Annotated in this window: 19 protein-coding genes; 9 read left to right on the top strand and 10 right to left on the bottom strand. The window is 67.6% G+C overall.

Annotation, left to right across the window (positions count from 1 at the left end):
• Positions 1 to 184: 184 nt before the first annotated feature.
• Entirely contained in the window at positions 185 to 3,421 is a 3,237-nt protein-coding gene (locus ABCN56_RS13425; RefSeq protein ID WP_343081299.1) for a fatty acid desaturase, read from the top strand.
• Between the two features lie 88 nt (positions 3,422 to 3,509).
• Complete coding sequence (locus ABCN56_RS13420; RefSeq protein WP_343081298.1) at positions 3,510 to 3,911, top strand: hypothetical protein; 402 nt, start codon at positions 3,510 to 3,512, stop codon at positions 3,909 to 3,911.
• A gap of 33 nt (positions 3,912 to 3,944) precedes the next feature.
• Here the strand turns inward: ABCN56_RS13420 and xseA are convergent, their stop codons facing one another.
• On the bottom strand, positions 3,945 to 5,444 hold the full coding sequence (xseA, locus tag ABCN56_RS13415) for an exodeoxyribonuclease VII large subunit (protein ID WP_343081297.1): 1,500 nt from the start codon (positions 5,442 to 5,444) through the stop codon (positions 3,945 to 3,947).
• A gap of 71 nt (positions 5,445 to 5,515) precedes the next feature.
• On the opposite strand from xseA, the gene purD reads away from it, so the two are divergent.
• Together purD and ABCN56_RS13405 are read left to right on the top strand one after the other, a co-directional pair.
• Positions 5,516 to 6,781: a phosphoribosylamine--glycine ligase gene (gene purD / locus ABCN56_RS13410; protein WP_343081296.1), complete on the top strand. Its 1,266-nt coding sequence runs from the start codon at positions 5,516 to 5,518 to the stop codon at positions 6,779 to 6,781.
• Complete coding sequence (locus tag ABCN56_RS13405; protein ID WP_343081295.1) at positions 6,778 to 7,671, top strand: bestrophin family protein; 894 nt, start codon at positions 6,778 to 6,780, stop codon at positions 7,669 to 7,671. The genes purD and ABCN56_RS13405 overlap by 4 nt, the downstream gene beginning before the upstream one ends.
• Before the next feature lie 35 nt (positions 7,672 to 7,706).
• Here ABCN56_RS13405 and ABCN56_RS13400 read toward each other — a convergent pair whose 3' ends face one another.
• Together ABCN56_RS13400 and ABCN56_RS13395 are read right to left on the bottom strand one after the other, a co-directional pair.
• Complete coding sequence (locus tag ABCN56_RS13400) at positions 7,707 to 8,483, bottom strand: FG-GAP repeat domain-containing protein (RefSeq protein WP_343081294.1); 777 nt, start codon at positions 8,481 to 8,483, stop codon at positions 7,707 to 7,709.
• Positions 8,483 to 8,806, bottom strand: a complete 324-nt coding sequence (locus tag ABCN56_RS13395) for a 2Fe-2S iron-sulfur cluster-binding protein (protein WP_343081293.1) — start codon at positions 8,804 to 8,806, stop codon at positions 8,483 to 8,485. Before ABCN56_RS13395 ends, ABCN56_RS13400 begins: the two co-directional genes overlap by 1 nt.
• 111 nt (positions 8,807 to 8,917) lie before the next feature.
• On the opposite strand from ABCN56_RS13395, the gene ABCN56_RS13390 reads away from it, so the two are divergent.
• Both ABCN56_RS13390 and ABCN56_RS13385 read left to right on the top strand, forming a co-directional pair.
• A complete protein-coding gene (locus tag ABCN56_RS13390; protein ID WP_343081292.1) occupies positions 8,918 to 9,514 on the top strand; it encodes a sulfotransferase family protein in 597 nt (198 codons plus the stop codon).
• 63 nt (positions 9,515 to 9,577) lie between these two features.
• Positions 9,578 to 9,919 carry an OB-fold nucleic acid binding domain-containing protein gene (locus ABCN56_RS13385; RefSeq protein WP_343081291.1) on the top strand — a complete coding sequence of 114 codons (342 nt, stop codon included), beginning with the start codon at positions 9,578 to 9,580 and terminating at the stop codon, positions 9,917 to 9,919.
• A 58-nt stretch (positions 9,920 to 9,977) separates the two neighbouring features.
• Here ABCN56_RS13385 and ABCN56_RS13380 read toward each other — a convergent pair whose 3' ends face one another.
• From ABCN56_RS13380 to rpiA, 7 genes are all read right to left on the bottom strand, one after another.
• Entirely contained in the window at positions 9,978 to 10,697 is a 720-nt protein-coding gene (locus ABCN56_RS13380) for a DUF5765 domain-containing protein (RefSeq protein WP_343081290.1), read from the bottom strand.
• 338 nt (positions 10,698 to 11,035) lie between these two features.
• The gene (locus ABCN56_RS13375; protein WP_343081289.1) at positions 11,036 to 12,493 is read right to left on the bottom strand and encodes a DegQ family serine endoprotease; all 1,458 of its coding nucleotides are present in this window, start codon (positions 12,491 to 12,493) and stop codon (positions 11,036 to 11,038) included.
• Between the two features lie 139 nt (positions 12,494 to 12,632).
• Positions 12,633 to 12,827 carry a DUF2065 domain-containing protein gene (locus ABCN56_RS13370; protein ID WP_343081288.1) on the bottom strand — a complete coding sequence of 65 codons (195 nt, stop codon included), beginning with the start codon at positions 12,825 to 12,827 and terminating at the stop codon, positions 12,633 to 12,635.
• Between the two features lie 7 nt (positions 12,828 to 12,834).
• On the bottom strand, positions 12,835 to 13,725 hold the full coding sequence (gene hflC, locus ABCN56_RS13365; RefSeq protein WP_343081287.1) for a protease modulator HflC: 891 nt from the start codon (positions 13,723 to 13,725) through the stop codon (positions 12,835 to 12,837).
• Entirely contained in the window at positions 13,725 to 14,864 is a 1,140-nt protein-coding gene (hflK, locus tag ABCN56_RS13360) for an FtsH protease activity modulator HflK (protein WP_343081286.1), read from the bottom strand. Before hflK ends, hflC begins: the two co-directional genes overlap by 1 nt.
• Positions 14,865 to 14,932: 68 nt before the next feature.
• Positions 14,933 to 16,291 (bottom strand): glutathione-disulfide reductase, encoded by a 1,359-nt coding sequence (gene gorA / locus ABCN56_RS13355; RefSeq protein ID WP_343081285.1) that lies wholly within the window; start codon positions 16,289 to 16,291, stop codon positions 14,933 to 14,935.
• A gap of 1 nt (position 16,292) precedes the next feature.
• The gene (gene rpiA, locus ABCN56_RS13350; protein ID WP_343081284.1) at positions 16,293 to 17,081 is read right to left on the bottom strand and encodes a ribose-5-phosphate isomerase RpiA; all 789 of its coding nucleotides are present in this window, start codon (positions 17,079 to 17,081) and stop codon (positions 16,293 to 16,295) included.
• A gap of 167 nt (positions 17,082 to 17,248) precedes the next feature.
• Between rpiA and ABCN56_RS13345 the strand changes: the two genes are divergently transcribed.
• From ABCN56_RS13345 to ABCN56_RS13335, 3 genes are all read left to right on the top strand, one after another.
• Complete coding sequence (locus ABCN56_RS13345) at positions 17,249 to 17,707, top strand: DUF2267 domain-containing protein (RefSeq protein ID WP_343081283.1); 459 nt, start codon at positions 17,249 to 17,251, stop codon at positions 17,705 to 17,707.
• 100 nt (positions 17,708 to 17,807) lie between these two features.
• Positions 17,808 to 18,500, top strand: a complete 693-nt coding sequence (locus ABCN56_RS13340; protein WP_343081282.1) for a glutathione S-transferase family protein — start codon at positions 17,808 to 17,810, stop codon at positions 18,498 to 18,500.
• Between the two features lie 10 nt (positions 18,501 to 18,510).
• Positions 18,511 to 19,890, top strand: a complete 1,380-nt coding sequence (locus ABCN56_RS13335; RefSeq protein WP_343081281.1) for an L-serine ammonia-lyase — start codon at positions 18,511 to 18,513, stop codon at positions 19,888 to 19,890.
• The last annotated feature ends 67 nt before the right edge of the window (positions 19,891 to 19,957 follow it).

Raw genomic sequence — 19,957 nt, 5'->3', positions numbered from 1 at the left:
TAGTCCCAACTGGTCCGGTTATTTCCCACGTAGTCCTTTCGGCCGTGCGATGGAAGGGCCAGAGGGGCACCGGATGCCGCGCTTGCCGGCGGAGCATCGCGCAATCGGGGCCGTGCAACGGCGATCGGCATTCAAAACGCGGGAAAGACATGATTTCCCGTTAAGGTCGTGTATTATCGGCTCGATGACGCCCGAGGACAGAAAATCGCGGCAGGCCGGACGCGACGGGGATGCACCCGCCGCGACGCCCAGCCTTGATGGCCTTTCCATCGAAGATGCCATCGCCGCCATCGTGGCGGAGGACCGGGCGGCGCGCCATGCGGACGAGACCGAGCCACAGCCTGAAAGCGGCGCGCAGAAGGCTCCTGCCCGGTCGCAGCCAATGACCGACTCGCAGCGGCGCTTCAGGGCGCTGTTCGAGGAGGAGGAGCCGGAGGCGGCCGAAGATGAGCCGGTCGTCCGGGAACCCGAGCCTGCGCAGGGAGCCGGGAAATCCGGAGCCGCTGCGCCCCCCGACACCGCAGAACCAGAACCGCGAGGAAAAGGCCTCCTCAGCGGACTGGTCGGCGGCATTCTCGGGTTCGGTCGCGGGTCGGCCCGGAAATCCGCTGAAGATAACGCCACCCGGTCGAGCGACGGCGATGATCTCAGTTCCGAGAAGCAGAGTCAGGACGACGCCGATCTTCTTGCGCGGGTGATGGAAGCCAACCCGGAAGAGGACGCTGAGGCCTCGGCGGAGCCGTCGGCCGAAGCGCCTGCCCATGACAATGCGGTCACGCCGGATACTCTGCCGATCGCGGAGCAGGATGCTCCGCCGATCGTCGAGGAAACGGTGGAACCGCCCCCGGAGACCGAGCCGGACGAGCCCTTTTTCGAATCTGCATCCGTCGCGTCCGAACCGACAGCCGAAAAGATCCCGGAGCCCGCCGCCCCGGCGATCGCGCCTGAACTTCCAACAAGCGCAACAAGCGGCCCGGATGAGGCGAAGGCCGTTGAAGACGAGGCGCCCACGCCAGAGGATTCGGAGGAGGAGCCGGATTTTTCGTGGCGCCTTCTGCTTGAATCCGGCGGCGCCAGTCTGGAATCGGAGAGTGAAGGCCGCGAAGAGAATGCCACTCCCGGGGCCGGAGCCGCCGCGGGCCAATCGCCAGAACCTCCCGCCGCCCCGCCGACGCTGCGGGTGGTCGAGGCACAGCAGGAGCCGCCCGCGCCGGAACCGGCGGGTCCGGACGGCGTAGAGGGTGAAGTCCACGAGACACCGGCCGATGCCGGATTGTCTGCCCCTGCGAAAGAAATCCGGACGGCCGAGGAAGGGAGCGGCCCTGAACGCGAAGGCGATCAGGGCTCCTTGGACGCGGCTTTCGAGGTCCCGGAAAGTCCCGGGCATGTCGCGCCGGAAGAAATGCCCCTTCCCGGTCCCCAAGACAGAGGAACCGGCGAGGGGGACGATGCGGCGGCCCGGGCCGTCGAGAGCCCCGATGAGGAAGGCGTCCGCGAGGCGGGCGGGGAAGCCTGCCGGGAAGCGGCCGTCCCCGAGCCGGAGAGCGTGAGCGCGCCCGTCACCGCAGAAGATCGCTTTGCACCTGAACCTCCGTCCGTCGAAACCGAACTTCGCGCATCGGATGAAGATGAAGCAGTGCTTGCCGCGCCGGCCGGTTCAGACGCCCTGGACGCTTCGGATACGGGAGCGGGGCAGACGACGGTAGAGCCCGAAGCATACGTTGAAGCCGCCGGCGATATGGGCACAACCGGACCGGAGGCCGAGAAGCCGTTGCCGACCTCGGGTCCGCCCATTTCGACCGAGGCTGAACCCGAAACCGAGGAGCCGAGTTGGACCGCCGCGCCTCCGCCCGATGCTTCAAGCGACACCTCGACCAGTCCGCCCCCTGCCCCTCTGACTTCGGCTGCCCCCGACGAAACGGAAGGGCCGACCCGCGCCGGATCGGAGCAGCCGGATTTCCAGGCTTTCGCGGAAGCTGGCGAGTTACCGACCGCCGAGCTTGAGCCGCAGGACGCCGACGACACGTCCGACGCGGCTGCAGTCCGGCACGACGTTGCGATACCGGCCGAGGCGCACGCCGACCAGCCACAGGAAGTGGCCGAGCCGCAGGCGTCCACCGCCTCCGAAGCCAGCACCGCATTGGTGCCTGCGACTGGAAAGGCGGCACAAGGACGACTGCGACAGCCGGCGGAGGTCTGGCCGGAGGTGGATCCGCTTGCCGATCTTGTTGCGAAGACAGTGGCGGCCGAGGTGACCAAACCCATCTCCGCGAAAGACGAGCGCCGTCGCGTCAAGGCGGACGATCAGCTTGGAGCGGACATGACCGCGCCAATGGCCATGGCCGGCCTGCCCATCCTTCTGGCGGTCCCGCTGCTCGCGCTCGGCGGAATTGCTGGTGGGGCCTTCGCGCTCATCGCGCTGATCTATCTGGTCGCCGTGTCACTCGGACCTGAAGACCTCTTCGCACGGGTGGCCGAAGCTGCGGAGGAAGGTGACCGGCGGGAAAGAGCGGAGCGCGCGGGTGCGGCCCTTTCCGCGCTGCATTTCCCGGTATTCGCGTTCGCCCTTTTCGCGCTCGGCGGAAAGTCGGGGCTGTCCTTCGGCGAATGGTGTGCAATGTTCGCGGCTTTCGCGCTGTATTTCGGTCAGGTCTCGCTCACGGCCGCCCATGAGCTCATCCACAGCAGGCGGCGCAAGCGGCAGAACCTTGGGCTTGCGGTCCATGTCTCGCTCCTCTGCGGACCTTACGCGCGGATCCATCGGTTGATCCACCACCGCTTCGCCGCGACGCCCTTCGACCCGATGACCGCCGAGGTGGACGAGGGTTTCTGGAACTTCGCCACGCGGTCCTGGAGCGAGGGTCTCGTCGCGGGGTGGGAGATCGAGCAGGTGCTGATGAAGCCGCGCCTCGGCCGGAAGCGGGCGACGTTGCATCCGTATTTCGTCCTGATCGGAGCCGGCGCCGGCGTCGTACTGGCGGCAGGCATCGTCTTCGGCCTTGGCGCTGCACTGGCGCTTCTTCTGCTCGCGGCCGTGGTGCGCGCCGGCGTCATGATCGGCGATTATGTCCGGCACTACGGGATGCAGCGACAGAAGCTCGACAGCGACAGGTTCGAGAGCCTGGGCCCGAGGCACGAATGGGTGCCGCCCAGGATCCTTCCGGCGGCACTACGGCCGCGCCAGCCGTGGCCCTCTGATCACGAGGCGCATCCGGTTCCGGCAAGCCGAAGCGACGAAGCCGAGGCGCCGGGCGGCGCCTCCCCCACCCTTCCGGCGCCGATGCCGCTTGTGGCGCTCGTCGCGCTCTTGCCGCCGATCTGGCGCAAGCTGATGCGGCGGCGAATGCAGGCGGTCGCGCAGAAGCGTCCGAGCACCTCCCTCCGCGCAGCCCGCACGGCAACGGGCGCGGACGGAGCCTAGGCGGCGTCCCGCCCGCCCGGGTGTCCGGGCTGGCCGGCGCCGCCGCACTCTGGCATCCTTGGCGACCGTACCCTACCGGGAGTGTTCCATGCGCCGATTGACCCCCTTCGTTCTCGCAGTTCTCGTGACCGTGCCCGCCGTCGGAGCGGACGCGCCGCTCACCGGGCCGGAGTTCGATGCGCTGTCGCAGGGCAAGACGCTTTTCTACAGCTCGGGGAGCGAGCCTTACGGGGTCGAGGAATACCTCCCCGGCCGGAAAGTGCGGTGGGCCTTCGTCGGCGATCAATGCATGGAAGGCTACTGGTATGAGGAGGCGGAGTTCATCTGCTTCGTCTACGACCGCCAGCCCATTCCGCAGTGCTGGACTTTCTACGACACGCCGCAAGGGCTGATGGCACGGTTCCGGGGCGACCCGGAGGGAATGCCTCTCGTCGCGGTGGAGGAAAGCCCCGAGCCCCTCGCCTGCGCGGGGCCGGACGTCGGCGTGTGACGCCATTCTCCGGCCTGCCTGACAGGAGAAACCTCAGAACAGGCTGCCCTGATCCGGCCGCGGCGGCTTTGACTTGCCCGCCTTCTGCGGGACGGCGGGCATGACCCGGAGCCGGCCGTCGCGGAATTCGATCTCCAGCGTCGTCTCCACCTCGGCCTCGGCCTTCGCCGTGACCAGGCCCGACTCGCCCCGGACCACGGCGAAGCCTCGACGCAGCGTTTCGGTGTAGCCGAGCGTCTGGCGCGTGCGGTCGAGCGCATCGAGCCTTTCCGAAAGCGCGGCAAGACGGGCCCGCGGCGCCGCGTCGAGGCGGCCGGACAGGGCCTCTAGGGTCTGACGCTGCCGCTTCGCGTCTCGGTCGGCGTCCCGGGCAAGGCGGACGAAGGCGGCCTGAAGGCTGCGGGCCCGGTCGCCAAGGGCGCGGCGCTCGTCGGCGATGAAGCGGGTGAGCAGCGAAGGGCGCACCAGCGCCGCCGAATGGCTGAACATCGCGCGCTTCCGGCTCGCGGCGGTGCGGAGCGCCGGACCAAGGAGCGACGACCACTGATCGAGCTGCTGGCGGGCCGGGGCAAGGAGCATTTCCGGCCGGCCCAGCGCGCGCGACAGGTCCGTGAGGCGCTGGCGTCGGATTTCGCCGCGATGACGGATCGCGCGGCCAAGCCGCGCGTCCTGGTCGGCGGTCCAGGCAATCAGGTCCGCGCGCACCGGCACCGCCATCTCGGCGGCGGCGGTGGGTGTCGGCGCCCGCTTGTCGGCCGCGTAGTCGATGAGCGTCGTGTCTGTTTCATGGCCGACCGCCGAGATCAGCGGGATCCGGGACGCGGCAGCGGCACGGACGACGATTTCCTCGTTGAAACCCCAGAGGTCCTCGATAGAGCCGCCACCGCGGGCGACGATGAGAAGATCGGGGCGCGGGACGGGGCCATCCTCGGGCAGCGCGTTGAAGCCCTTGATCGCGGCGGCGACCTCGGGCGCGCATTTCTCTCCCTGGACGGCCACGGGCCAGATCAGGACCCGGCGCGGAAATCGGTCGCGGAGGCGGTGCAGGATGTCCCGGATCACGGCGCCCGAGGGCGAGGTGACGACGCCGATCACCTCGGGCAGAAAGGGCACGGGCTTCTTGCGGGCCGCGTCGAAAAGGCCCTCGGCGGCAAGGGCCGCCTTGCGCTTCTCCAGCATCACCATGAGGGCGCCCGCGCCCGCGGGAACGATGTCTTCCACGATCAGCTGGTATTTCGACTGGCCGGGGAAGGTGGTGAGGCGCCCGACCGCGATCACCTCCATCCCCTCTTCGGGGCGAACGGTCATGCGCTGGACCTGGCCCTTCCAGCTGACGGCGGCGAGGACGGAGCGGTCGTCCTTCAGGTCGAAATAGAGATGGCCCGAGGCGGGGCGCGATACGCGGCTGATCTCGCCGCGAACGCGGACATGGCCGAACTCGCCCTCGATGACGCGTTTCACGGCGCCCGAGATCTCTGACACGGTGAATTCGTGGACGTTTCCGCCCAGACCGGGTTCTTCGAAGACTTCCATGGCGCTCCGCTTGTATCGCCTGCGTCATCACCTTAGAACGCGCCGCAGACGAGGCCAAGGGAGCGGGGCGCATGAACATTCTGGTCTTGGGCAGCGGCGGGCGCGAGCACAGCCTGGCTTGGGCGATCAAGCAGAACCCGAAATGCGACCGGCTGATCGTGGCGCCGGGCAACGCCGGGATCGCGACCATGGCCGAATGCGCCGACATAAACATCCTCGACGGCGCGGCAGTCGCGACCTTCTGCGAGGAGAACGCGATCGACTTCGTCGTGATCGGACCGGAGGCGCCGCTGGCCGCCGGAGTCGGCGACGCGCTGGCCGGTGCCGGCATCCTCGCCTTCGGCCCCTCGGCCGAGGCGGCACGGCTCGAAGCCTCGAAAAGCTTCACCAAGGAGGTCTGCGACGCCTGCAAGGCCCCAACGGCCGCCTGGGCGCGCTTCACCGAGGCCGGACCCGCGAAGGACTACATCCGCGCACAGGGCGCCCCGATCGTCGTGAAGGCGGACGGGCTCGCCGCCGGCAAGGGCGTTGTCGTCGCGATGACCGAAGCCGAGGCGCTTTCCGCGGTCGACGAGATGTTCGCCGGAGCCTTCGGCGCTGCGGGCGCCGAGGTCGTGATCGAGGAATTCATGGCCGGCGAGGAAGCCTCCTTCTTCGTCCTCTGCGACGGTGAGAACGTCCTGCCCGTCGGCACGGCACAGGACCACAAGCGCGTCGGCGACGGCGACACGGGGCCGAATACCGGGGGCATGGGCGCCTATTCGCCCGCACCGGTCCTGACCGACGAAATCGCCGCGCAGGCGCTGGAAGAGATCGTGAAACCTACCGTCGCCGAGATGGCGCGGCGGGGAACTCCCTTCCGGGGCGTGCTCTACGCCGGGCTGATGATCGAGAACGGGCGGGCGCGGCTCGTCGAATACAACGTGCGCTTCGGCGACCCGGAATGCCAGGTTCTGATGATGCGGCTCGGCGGGCAGGTGCTGGACCTTCTCCTCGCCTGCGCCGAGGGGCGGCTTCACGAGGTGGCGGCGAACTGGGCCGACGATCATGCGCTGACCGTGGTGATGGCGGCAAACGGGTATCCCGGCGACTACGCGAAGGGAACCGTGATCGGTGGGCTCGACGTTCTGCCGGAAGATTCGCACCACATGGTCTTCCACGCCGGAACCGCGGCACGTGATGGCCACATCGTCGCCAATGGCGGCCGGGTGCTGAACGTTACCGCGCGCGGGGCGACCCTGTCGGAGGCGCGCAACCGCGCTTATGCGATGGTCGACCGCATCGACTGGCCGGATGGCTTCTGCCGCAGGGACATCGGCTGGCGTGCCCTGAAGTGATCGTTCGCGACAAGACCGACATCTTTGCCCTCCTGTTCGCGACGCGCGGCTCGGTCCTTCCGAAGATCGCGCCGCGGATCATCGGGCTTTCGGCCATTGCGGCGGGCTATGTCTGGCTCGACACCACATATGGGCCGATGATGCACACAGGGGCTTCGGCCTTCGCGGTCTTCGGCGTGGCGCTGTCGCTTTTCCTCGGGTTCCGCAACAACGCGGCCTATGACCGGTGGTGGGAATCCCGCAAGCTCTGGGGTCAGCTGATCGCGGACCTGCGCTCGCTCGGGCGCGAAACGGACATCTTCGTCGGCAGCTCGAGCCGGCGGCAGGCGATCCTGCGCGGAGCGATCGGGTTCATGCACCTTCACCGCCTGAGCCTGCGTGGCCTGCCGCGCGATGCGGCGGCCGAGCGCTGGATCGAACCGCATTGGCACGACGCCGCGCATCCGCCCTGCGCCATGCTCGATCACCTGGCGTCGGAACTGACCGAGGCGCGGGCCGCTGGCGAGATCGATGGCTTCGGGGCCAAGGCGCTCACCGAACGGCTCGCCTCGATCACGCTGGCGCAGGCGGGGTGCGAGCGGATCGCGAACACGCCCCTGCCCTATGTCTACTCGCTTCTCGTCTTCCGGACGACCTGGCTCTACTGCCTCCTCCTCCCCGTGGGGATCGTCGACAGCGCGGGATGGCTGACCCCTGCCTTCACGGCCGTCGTGGCCTACGTGTTCTTCGGCCTGGCGGAAGTGACCGAGGAACTCGGCAAGCCCTTTGGCAAGACCGTGAACGGCCTGCCGCTGGACGCGATGTGCCGAACCGTGGAGATCAGCATCGCCCCGCATCTCGGAGAGGCGCCGCCCGAGAGGCTGAAACCCCAGAACTACTGCCTGAGCTGACGCGGGGCGTTGGCTTGCGGCTGCCCTGACGAGCCTCAACGGCAGGCGATCGACGGGTCGAGGCTGTCCGGTCCGGAGTAGGGACCGAGGTCTGTCGCGACGAGTTTGCCGCCCTCGAGCCGCGTCGCCATGACCCGGCGCCAGTCGGCATCGGCCGTGAGGATGACGGCGCGGCCACCGCATGAGGCGAAGCCGCCCTGGATGAACGCGTCACCGATCCGATGGCTGGTGAGCCCCGAAGCTGCCGCGACCTCCGTCAGGCGTCCGTTCACGTAGCGCCAGACGCGGAGGATCTTCGCGAGGTGAGGGCGATCGACATAGGCGATTTCGAGGATGCCGTCGCCATCCAGATCGGCCGCGCCAAGCGGGGCGAGCCAGCGGTGCGTCTGGCCAATTGGCGGCGTGGCGGCGAGTTTCTCCAGGCGCCCGGACCGCAGGCCATAGATCGCGAGAGAGGCACCCCTTGCGACATCCGTTTCGACGACGACGATCTCGTTGCGGCCATCGCCGTCAAGGTCCGCGATGCGGGGGGCGAGATCCTCGAACACCCGCGTATCGGGCAGGATCACGGAAAGCTCGCACCCGTCCTTGTCGGCCGTCGCGGCGCGGAGCCCGCCCGCCTCGATCCCATCGCCGAGGATCGCATGGTCATATCTTTGCGTGGCGTCGGAGAAAGCGGCCCACAGGATGTCTCCCGTGTCCGCCCTTGCCTCGCCAGCGTCCGGCGGGGGGCCCGGATAATCGCATGCCAGCGCCCCGCCAGCAGCGAGAGACGAGATCGCTGCGGCGGCGAGGATCCGCCTCAGCGCCATCAGATCTGCTTTTCGGGCATGAAGACCTTGAGCCCGTCCAGCGCCTCGTTGACGCGCAGTTGGCATGTCAGGCGCGAACGGACGGGATCGGGCTCGTAGGCGAAATCGAGCATGTCCTCCTCCATCGGGTCGCGAGGCGGAAGCTTCTCGACCCAGGCCTCGTCCACGTAGACGTGGCAGGTGGAACAGGCGCAGGCGCCGCCGCAGTCGGCCTCGATTCCGGGAATGCCATTGTCGCGGGCGCCTTCCATGACCGTCAGGCCCGTCGCCACTTCCACGACATGTTCCTTGCCGCCGTATTCCACGTAGGTGATCTTTGCCATCGACTCGTTCCATAGCATCGGTGTTTCGGGCTATCTAACGGGTCGCGAAGCGATGCTCCACCCCCCGCACATTTCCGTGTAACATAGTGAAAAATCTGCCAGGGGGGACCGATGCTGAAAGTGATCGGTACCGGGTTCGGACGGACGGGCACGGATTCCATGCGCGAGGCGTTGACGATCCTCGGTTTCGGCCCCTGCCATCACATGTTCGAAGTCAGCGCCAATCCCGTCATGAAGGCTCGCTGGCGGGCCTTCATGGACAGTGGCGAACCGGACTGGCGGGCGCTTTTCGAAGGATACAATTCCTGCGTCGACTGGCCTTCGGCGCACTACTGGCGCGAATTGATCGAGCTTTGCCCGGACGCCCGCGTGGTCCTCACCTGGCGCAGCCCGGAAAGCTGGTGGACCAGTTTCGAAGCGACCCTTCTGAAGCACTACCGTGAGGCCGAAGACCGTGCCGCCGTGGGCATACGGATCATGGAAAAGGTGTTCGGGGACCGGGCCGACGACCGTGACCACGCGATCGCGGTCTACGAGAAGAACGTTGCGGCCGTCCTGGAGACGGTGCCGAAGGACAGGCTTCTGGTGCACAAGCTTGGTGACGGATGGGGTCCGCTTTGCGCGCATCTGGGCGTGCCCGCGCCGGATCAGCCCTACCCGTCGAAGAACACGACCGCGGACATACAGGCGCGTTTCGGGAAACCCTGAAGCTTGTCAGTCGCGGGCGGTTGTTCCACATTTGTTCTCATGTTGAATCACTATGCTCCACCGATGGACTGGCCGCGGCCGCCCGCTGCGCTGCCTCATGGCCGGCTCGACGAGCCGCCGGAGGGAGCGCGGGTAACGGTCGCGGGCCTCGTGACGGTCCGGCAGCGGCCCGGGACGGCGAAGGGCGTGATCTTCCTCACGCTCGAGGACGAGACCGGGGTGGCCAACGTGGTCGTATGGGCCAAGGTCTACGAAAGGTTCCGCCGAGCGGTGATCGGCGGGCGACTCCTGCGGGTCACGGGGCGGCTTCAGCGCGAGGCCGGGGTCGTCCATGTCGTGGCCGAGCGGATCGAGGATATCTCGGACCTCCTCGACCGGCTGGTCGATCCGGAGTTCGGTGCGTGAAAGGAAGGACTCCTCACGCGCGAAAATGCTTCGACTTCCGGTATCCGACGGCCCCGCTTCACCAGGCCTCCGCCCCGCGGGAGCCCAGAACACGCCGTCGCACCAGGGGGCTCATGCCGAGAAACACGAGGCCGATGGAGAACAGGCACCAGATCGCCGGCATCTCGTTCGGATTGTCCGTGAGCACCGAAGCCAGCAGTGGGCCAAGCACCGCGTGGACAACAACAAGGCGCCAGGCCCCGTAGAAGAGCGGCAAAACGAACACGGCCAGCGTATAGGCCGGGAAGGGCATGATGTTCCGGAAAGCAGGACTGAGTTGTCCCCACATGTCGTTCAGCGGGATTTCCCATGCGATGTGCCAGTTCCCGTGGATGAGGCAGAATTCCGGTCCGCACAGGGGCTGGCCGGGCTGGCAACTGCCGGCCCATCCGAACGGCACGAGCCTGAGAAGCAGCAGAACCGAGGCCAGACCAGCGAGCGCGAAGATGATGCGCCGCGCCTTGTCGGACACCGGGCGCGGGATCACCGCCATCGCGAAGGCGTTGATGAAGAGTGGCTGGAATGCGATGTGGACGTATGAAGCAAGCGTAAGCGACTGGTTCGCCGGCGAGGAGCACTGGTCCACGACGGCATAGCCCCCGGCCTGAAGCGCCTCCATCAGGGTGAAATAACCGAGCGTCATCCAGATCGCCCGCGGCTCCCCACGTTGCGCAGTAATGACCGTTGCCGCCGCACCGATGCCGACCATGGCCACCGAGGCCGTCGCGCTCCAACACATCGGGTCGTCCTCCATCCATCCCCGAAACCGCGCGGACGGATGCCCGACGGGCGGGCGCGCCAATTCCCCGACAGTCGCTACCCTACGCGCCCACTCCACCTGCAATTGCGCCCCGAGTAAAGCCTCGCATGCTTCCTCAGCAGGAGGAGGGGCTTTCGGAAAGCGGTCGCCGGCCGATGGTTACGCGGCTGGAAAGGCCACGGACGTCGAAGCCGACGCCAAGCCCGAACGAAGGGGCTAGTCGCCGGCGCGCGATGTCGTACCGCGCCATGTGGCCTGAGCAGCAAATAAAGAAAAAGGAGCGCCCGAAGGCGCCCCTTTGCCCGATGCTTGAGACCTCACTCGATCCCGAGAGCGACGAAGCGGGGTTCGCCGCCGCGACGGATCAGAAGAAGGAGCGACTTCCGGCCGGCGTCCTTCGCCTCTTCGATGCGGGCCTCCAGGTCCGCTACCGTCGCGACCTTCTGCTGGCCGGCCTCGGTGATGAGATCGCCCGGCTGAAGGCCCTTGTCGAAGGCCTCGGAGGTTTCGTCGATCGACTTAACGACAAGGCCCTCGGTTCCGGGAGCGAGGTTCAGCTCGCCGATCTCCTTGTCCGTCACCGGTCCGAGCGTCATGCCGAGGATGTCCTTCTCGGCGGGCTCCATCTGTGCCGCAGCGGGAACAGCCTCGCCCTCGGCGAGTTCGCGCCGTCCGAGCGTGATTTCCAGCGTCTCGGTCTCGCCCTCGCGCAGGACGACCACGGGGACGGTCCTGCCGACCTCGGTGTCTCCCACGCGGCGGACGAGTTCGCGCGTGTCCTCGATCTCGACCCCATCGAAGGCGGTGATGACGTCGCCCGACTTCATGCCGCCGTCGGCCGCCGGACCTTCCGGCACGTCGGTGACCAGCGCGCCCCGCGTGTCGCCAAGGCCCATCGCCTCGGCAACGTCGGGGGTGATGTCCTGGATCCGGACGCCGAGCCAGCCGCGCCGCGTTTCGCCGTATTCGCGAAGCTGGTTCACGACCTTGGTCACGACGTTCGAAGCCATCGAGAAGCCGATACCGATCGATCCGCCGTTGGGCGAGAGGATCGCGGTGTTCACGCCGATCACGTCGCCGTCCATGTTGAAGAGCGGGCCGCCCGAGTTGCCGCGGTTGATGGCGGCGTCGGTCTGGATGTAGTCGTCATAGGTGCCGGAAAGCTCGCGGTTTCTGGCCGAGACGATACCCGCGGAAACCGAGAAGCCCTGGCCGAGCGGGTTGCCCATGGCCATGACCCAGTCGCCCACCCGCATCAGGTCGCTGTTGCCGAAGCTGACGAAGGTCAGGGGCTCGTCGCTTTCCACCTTGAGGAGCGCGATGTCGGTCTTGGGGTCGGTGCCGATCAGTTTCGCGTCAAGACGCTCGCCCGAGAAGAACTCGATCTCGATCTCGTCGGCGCCCTCGATGACGTGGTTGTTGGTGACGATGTAGCCGTCTTCCGAGATGACGAAGCCCGAGCCCAGCGCGTTCGAGCGGCGAGGCGCCTGGTCGGGCCCTTGACGGTTCTGGAAGTCGCGGAAGAAGTCCTCGAAGGGGGAGCCTTCGGGGACGTCGAAACCGGGACCCGTCGGAGCGGCCACGGTGGTCGAGGTGGTGATGTTGACGACGGCCGGGCTGACCTTCTCGGCCAGATCGGCGAAGCTTTCGGGCGCAGCGCGGCCGAAGGCGATACCGGCCTGCGCAAGCGCGAGCGCAAAGCCGAGCATCAGGACCCAGAGCAGCCTCAGGGCCGCGGGTCGTGCTTCGGGCACTGCGATGGCCTGTGATCTCATAATCCTTCTCCTTGATCCTGTCGGGGGCCGCGCGGGGTGCACGGGACCGCCGCTATATGTCGAGCTAGGCACAATGCTTCGGCAATTCAAAGCCTGTCGCATCGGCTCAAAAGGATGTGATGTTTCGTCAGGGAGTCTCTCAGCCCGCGAATGTTTCCGCAAGCCAGATGAGGAGAACGCCGAAAGCCATCGCGGCGAGGCCGAGCGCTCGGCGGGTTTCCAAGGGCAGGCTGCGGATGAACTCGAGGATGTCCTCGATGCGCGAAGGGGCCAGCGCAAGCACCAGCCCCTCCATCGTCAGGACCATACCGAGGCCAAGGAGGATCGTCGCCAAGGGCGCGTCACTCCGTGGCGGGCGTCTGCGCCGCCGGTCGGTCGGACTTCAGGTAGTCGAAGAACTCGCTGTCGGGCGCCATGACGAAGGTCGAGTTCTCGCCGAGGAGCGAGGCGCGATAGGCCGCGAGCGAGCGGTAGAACTCGAAGAACTCCGGGTCCGCACCGAATGCGTCGGCGAAGATTGCGTTGCGGCGGGCGTCGGCCTCGCCTCGGGTTATCTCGGCCTGGCGGTTTGCGTCGGAAACGATCTCAACCTGCGTGCGGTCAGCCTGGGCGCGGACGCGTTGCGCGGCTTCGTTACCGCGTGCGACCTCGTCGGCGGCCTCGCGTTCCCGTTCGGCGCGCATCCGGGCGAAGGTCGCGTCGAGGTTCTGCTCCGGCAGGTCCGACCGCTTCAGGCGCACGTCGATGATCTCCACGCCCAGCGAGGAAGCCTCGCGCCGGGCGGCATCGCGGATGCGCAGCGTAAGCGCCGCGCGGTCGGCCGAGAGGATCTCGGACGAGGTGACGGAACCGAGGACCTCGCGCATCTGCGCGCGCAGGATCGTGTCGATCCGGCTTTCGGCGAAGGGCACGCCGCCGGCACCGACGGCCTGGCGGAAGCGCTCGACGTCGACGATCCGGTAGCGCGCGAAGGCGTCCACGACGAGCCGGCGGTCGTCGAGGGGCGTCACCTCGATCGGGTCGATGTCGCGCGACAGGATCCGGTCGTCGTAGCGGACAACCTCCTGGATCAGCGGGATCTTGAAGGCGAGACCGGGGTCTTCCTTGATGGTCTTGATCTGGCCGAACTGCAGCACCAGCGCCTTCTCGCGTTCGTCCACGATGAAGATCGACGAGAGAGCGAGCGCTGCCGCGATGGCCGCGATGGGGAGAAGAAGCGTTGCGCGTTTCATCAGTTGCTGTCTCCGGTCGTCGTGGCCGGCCGGCGGCCGAGTTCGGTCAAGGGCAGGTAGGGCACGACGCCCTGCGTGCCAGGCTTCTCGTCGAGGATGACCTTGTTCACGCGGGACATCACCTCTTCCATCGTCTCGAGGTAAAGGCGTTTGCGCGTCACTTCCGGTGCCTTCTGGTACTCTGCGAGAACGGCAGTGAAGCGGCTGGCCTCACCCTCTGCCTCGTTCACGACCTGGGCACGGTAGGCTTCGGCCTCTTCGAGCACCTGCGCCGCCTCACCGCGCGCACCGGCGAGGACGCGGTTGGCGTAGGCGTCTGCCTCTTTCTCCAGCCGGTCGCGTTCCTGTTCGGCCGCCTGCACTTCGCGGAAGGCGTCGATCACCTCGCGCGGCGGGTCGGCACGGTCGAAGTTAACCCGCACGACGTTCATGCCGCTGTCGTAGCTGTCGAGCGTGGTCTGGATCAGGTCCTTGAGCCGCTCGGCGATGGGGCCGCGGTCCCGGTTAAGGATCGGGGCGAGCTGCGATTGGGCGATGATCTCGCGCATCGCGGATTCGGACACGGCGCGGATCGTGGTCTGCGGGTCGCGCAGGTTGAAGAGGTATTTCTGCGCGTCGGTGATGTTCCAGACGACCTGGAAGTCGATGTCGACGATGTTCTCGTCGCCGGTCAGCATCAGGCCCGCATCCCCGCCACCGCGGCCCACGCCGATATCCTCGATGCGTTCCGGCGTGACGGCGATCACCTCGGCGGTGATCACTGGCCAGGGAGCGAAGTTCAGGCCCGGATGACCGACGGCATGGAACTCACCCAGGAAAAGCTCGACCGACTGTTCTTCGGGCCGGACGGTGTAGAAGCTGGCGAACGCCCAGAGGCCGATCGCGGCGAGGACGCCAAGGCCGATCGTGCCGCGGGTGAAGGCCGGACCGCCGGGACCACCGCCGCCGCCGCCAGGCCCGCGCGGGCCGCGCCCGCCCATGAGCACGCGCAGCTGCTCCTGCCCCTTCTTCACGATCTCTTCGATCTCAGGAATCTGCGGCCCTTCGCCCGGGCGCCGTCCGCCACGTCCCGGCTCCTGCCGGTCGTCGCCGTCATCCCCGCCGTTGCCACCCCCCCAGGGGCCACGATTGCCTGCCATTGCGCGTCCTATCCTTGCCGTTGAATTTCACGGGTCTTTTCTGCCAATTGGGCATTGTCGAGCAGAAATCAAGCCGTTCGGACCGGTTTCCGCATCGTCACCAATTCCTCCGCCATCGTGGGGTGTACCGCCACCGTGCGGTCGAAATCCTCCTTCGTCGCCCCCATGCGGATCGCAACCGCGGCAAGCTGTATCATCTCGCCCGCCTGGGGCGCGACGATGTGGCAGCCGAGCACCTTCCGCGTCTCCGCGCAGACGATGAGCTTCATCATCACCCGGTCGGGACGACCGGCGAAGAGCGTCTGCATCGGGCGGAACGACGTCGAGTAGACCTCGATCGGTCGTTCGTCGCGCGCCTCCTCCTCGGTCATGCCCACGCTTCCGAGTTCCGGCTGCGTGAACACGGCGGAGGCGACGAGGTCGTGTTCGGCCTTCGTCGGCTTCGATCCGAAGACAGTGTCGGCGAAGGCATGGCCCTCGCGGATCGCGACGGGGGTCAGGTTCACCCGGTCGGTAACGTCGCCCACCGCGTAGACCGAGGGAACGGCCGTCTGGCTCCATTCGTCCACCACGATCTCGCCGCGTCGCCCGAGTTCGACGCCAAGCTCCTCGAGCCCGAGGCCCTCGGTGTTGGGCACCCGGCCCGTGGCGAACAGGACCTTCTCGTAGACCTTCTCGCGTCCGTCGGTGGACTTGACCCAGGTTCCGCCATCGACCGGCTTCATCTCCAGCACGTCGGTGCCGACATGAAGATTCACTCCGCCCTCGCGGATCAGTTCGGCCACGTGGCCGCGCGCCTCGTCGTCGAAGCCGCGCAGGATCTGGGCGCCCCGGTAGTACTGCGTCACCTCGACGCCCAGCCCGTTCAGGATGCAGGCGAATTCGCAGGCGATGAACCCGCCGCCGACGACGAGGATCGACTTCGGCAGCGCGTCGAGCTTGAAGACGTCGTTGGAGGTCATGGCGCCCGCCTCCTCCGCGATCGGGGGAAGGAAGGGCCGGCCGCCGGTGGCGATCAGGATATGGCGTGCGCGGAACGTCTCGCCGGTCGAGAGGCGGACGGTGTGGGCATCCTCGAGGACGGCCCGGGCGTCGTGAACCGTTACACCGGCATTCTCGAGGCCGCGGCGGTAGGCCGCTTCGAGCCGGTCGAGCTCGGCGTCGAGTCTGGGGCGGAAGGTCGACCAGTCGAAGCCCTTTTCCGCCACGTCCCAACCATAGACGCGAGCGTCGTCCATCTGCGCGCGGTATCCGGATGCGAAGACCATGAGCTTCTTCGGCACGCAGCCGCGGATGACGCAGGTGCCGCCCATCCTGTCCTCTTCGGCCAGGCCGACGCGCGCGCCATGTTCCCCAGCGGCGATCCGCGCGGCACGGACGCCGCCGGACCCCCCGCCGATCACGAAGAGGTCATAGTCGAACACCACTTCAGCTCCCGATATCGGTGAAGATGTTGTCGGGCTCGGGGAAGTCGATCCGGCCCTTCTCCACGTCGCCGGTGCTGTAGTCGCGCACTTCGACCCGCCCGTCGCCGTGGCCGATGACGACCATGTCACAGATGTCGATGAAGAGCCCGTTCTCCACAACGCCGGGGATCTGGTTCAGCATGTGGCCAAGCTGGCGGGCATCCGCGATGCGGCCGAGATGGAGGTCGAGGATGTGGTTGCCGTTGTCGGTGATGAAGGCGCGGTCCCCGCTCATCCGGAGCGTGACCTCGCGGCCGAGCACGTCGAGGGGGTCGAGAGCCTCTTCCACGAGGAGCTTCGTGGTCTTCCAGCCGAAGGGCACGACCTCGATCGGCAGCGGGAAGGCGCCAAGGCAGGCGACTTCCTTGGCGAGGTCGGCGATGACGATCATGCGGTCCGAGGCCGTGGCCACGATCTTTTCCTGAAGAAGCGCGCCCCCGCCGCCCTTGATGAGGTTCAGGTCGCCGTCGAATTCGTCGGCCCCGTCGATCGTGAGGTCGAGCCATTTCGCCTCGTCCAGTGCCACGACGCGGATACCCTCCTGCCGTGCGAGCTCCGCGGTCTGGCTGGAGGTCGGCACGCCGGTGATGTTCAGGCCTTCCTTGCGCACCCTTTCGCCCAGCGCACGAACCATGAATGCGGCCGTCGAGCCGGTGCCGAGCCCGACGCGCATGCCGTCCTCGATGAAGTCGACCGAGCGCCTCCCTGCGGCTGCCTTGGCGGTTTCGACGGGGGAGAGTTCACGGGTCATGGCGGGGCTCCTTCGCTGGCTCGCCACGGGTTATAGGCAAGATGGCGCGACGGTGCGAGGGGCAATCGCCCCCGCGGAGCACGGCGACCGGAGGCAGACTGCCGCGGCCGGTGAACAGGGCCCGCCAGCGTGCTAGTCTGGCTCCGTTCACGACCGGAGCCGCCCCGATGCCAATGCCCTGGGCCTACCGCCACGCCACGAAGGACTGGCAGGCATTCCTCGCCGACGCGAAGGAGTTTCTCGGGCTCGAAAGCGACAACGCGGCCTACACCGCGGTCGACGCCGTTTTCCGGGTGTTCCGGCGGCGCCTGACGCCCGAACAGGCCATCGCCTTCGCGAACCTCCTGCCGGCCGTTCCGCGCGCGATCTTCGTGCAGGACTGGGACATCTCCGCGCCTCCCCTGCCCTTTGCCCCTCGCGAGGCCCTGACACGGGAGGCGCAGGCCGTCCGGCCTCACCACAACCTGACGCCCGATCACGCGATCGAGGCGGTCGCCCGCGCGCTTCGGCGGCACATGCACCAGGCGGACCTCGACCGGCTTCTCGCGCGACTGCCGGAGGGCGCCGCGGAGTTCTGGGACCCCGGCGACGTGGACCCTCGGGAATTGGAGCGCCGGATCACCTGACCGGCGCGGCACGGACGGTTTGCGCGGCAAAGCGTCGCTTTCCGCCTCGCCCGTGACTTGCCGCCGGAAGATAAGTGCCCGAAACCGCGGAGCGCCAGCGATGTACGTCCTCCACTACGCACCAGACAATGCCTCGCTGATCGTGCGGCTGGCGCTCGAGGAGCTCGGCCAACCGTACGAGACGAAGCTCGTTGACCGCCGTATCCGCCAGCAGGACAGCGCCGAATACCGCCGCCTCAGCCCGACCGGGCTGATCCCGGTGATCGAGACGACCGACGGGCCGATCTCCGAAACCGGCGCTATCCTGCTCTGGCTCTCCGAACGCCACGGCGCACTCGCGCCGCAGCCGGGTTCGCCTGACCGGGCGGCTTTTCTGAAGTGGCTCTTCTTCACATCGAACACGCTGCACGCCGACATCCGCCTGCACTTCTATCCCGACCGCCATGCCGGCGCTCCCGAATGCGTCACGGCCTTCGCGGTCGCCACGCAGGACCGGATCGTCTGCCACCTCGGACTTGTCGAGGCGATGGCCTCCACAAGCCCGGCCTGGTTCCGCCCCGATGCGCCATCGATCCTTACACACTACATAAGCTGCCTGCTGCGCTGGCTGGCTCTCTTCCCGAAGGGCCGCGCGGACTGGTTCGACCTCTCTGCCTACCCCGCGCTCGAGGCGGTGGCCGCCGCCATGGAAAGCCGCCCGGCCGCAGGGGCCGCAGCGCTTGCGGAAGGCCTCGGCACGACCATTTTCACGAAACCCTCCCATGCCTGCCCGCCCGAGGGCAGCGCGACCTGAAGGACCCAAGATGTTCCTTTCCGTCTTCGACATGTTCAAGGTGGGGATTGGCCCCTCCTCCTCCCACACGATGGGGCCCATGGTTGCCGGTGCGCGTTTCCTCGAAACGCTCAAGGCATCGCCTTTCCACCCCGTGGGGCTACGCGCATCACTCCACGGCTCTCTTGCCTTCACCGGGAAGGGTCACGCGACCGACCGCGCCACGATCCTGGGCCTCGCGGGCTTCGCGCCCGACAGCTATGACGCGGAAAAGGCCGAAGCGACGCTGAAGTCGATCGCCGAAACCGGGATGGTCACGCCCCCGGGCCTCCCGGCGCTGCGGTTCAACCCGGAATCCGACCTGGTCTTCGACTTCGGGCCCTCGCTGCCCGGCCACGCCAACGGCATGATCCTCATGGCCACCGACGCGCAGGGCGACGTGATCCTGCAGGAGACCTACTATTCCATCGGCGGCGGCTTCGTGCTGACCGAGGCCGAGCATGCGGCGGTGGACGACAAGGTTCTGTCCGAACGTTCGCCCGTCCCCTACCCGTTCCGTTCGGCGGTCGAGATGCTGGAGATGGCGGCGGCCTCGGGCCTCACGATTGCCCAGATGAAGCGCGCGAACGAAAAGGTCTTCCGCTCCGAGGCGGAAATCGCGTCGGGTCTCAGCCGGATCTGGACCGTGATGAACGACTGCATGGACAGGGGGCTCGCCACGGACGGCATCCTGCCCGGCGGGCTCAAGGTGCGCCGGCGCGCCAAGTCCATCCACGAGGCGCTCCTGGCGGAACGCGGACGCAACCTGACGGCGCCCCATGTCATCAACGACTGGATGTCGGCCTACGCGATGGCCGTGAACGAGGAAAACGCGGCAGGCGGCCAAGTCGTGACGGCGCCGACGAACGGCGCCGCGGGCGTCGTGCCGGCGGTGATCCGGTACTGGCTCGACCACGTTCCCGGGGCGAGCGCGTCACAGGTCGGCGAGTTCCTCCTCACGGCGGCGGCCATCGGCGGGCTCATCAAGCACAACGCCTCGATCTCGGGCGCGGAATGCGGCTGCCAGGCAGAGGTCGGATCGGCCGCGGCCATGGCTGCAGCGGGCCTCTGCGCGGTCATGGGCGGAACGCCCGAACAGGTCGAGAACGCGGCGGAAATCGCGCTCGAACACCATCTCGGCATGACCTGCGACCCGGTGAAGGGCCTCGTCCAGGTGCCCTGCATCGAGCGGAACGGCCTCGGCGCGATCAAGGCCGTCTCGGCCGCCTCGCTGTCGCTCAGGGGCGATGGTCAGCACTTCGTGCCTCTCGATGCGGCGATCGAGACGATGCGCCAGACCGGGCAGGACATGCACGAAAGGTACAAGGAAACCTCACTCGGCGGGCTCGCGGTCAACATTCCGAACTGCTGAGGCCCTTGCCCCCGTCCGGATCCTTTCCCCGGATCACGGAAATCCCGGCCTCCGCGCCCCAGGCGCG

Source organism: Ostreiculturibacter nitratireducens (assembly GCF_032670585.1).
GTDB lineage: Bacteria > Pseudomonadota > Alphaproteobacteria > Rhodobacterales > Rhodobacteraceae > Ostreiculturibacter > Ostreiculturibacter nitratireducens.
Note: the sequence above shows the minus strand (reverse complement) of the source record. Positions and strands in the feature narration are given on the sequence as shown.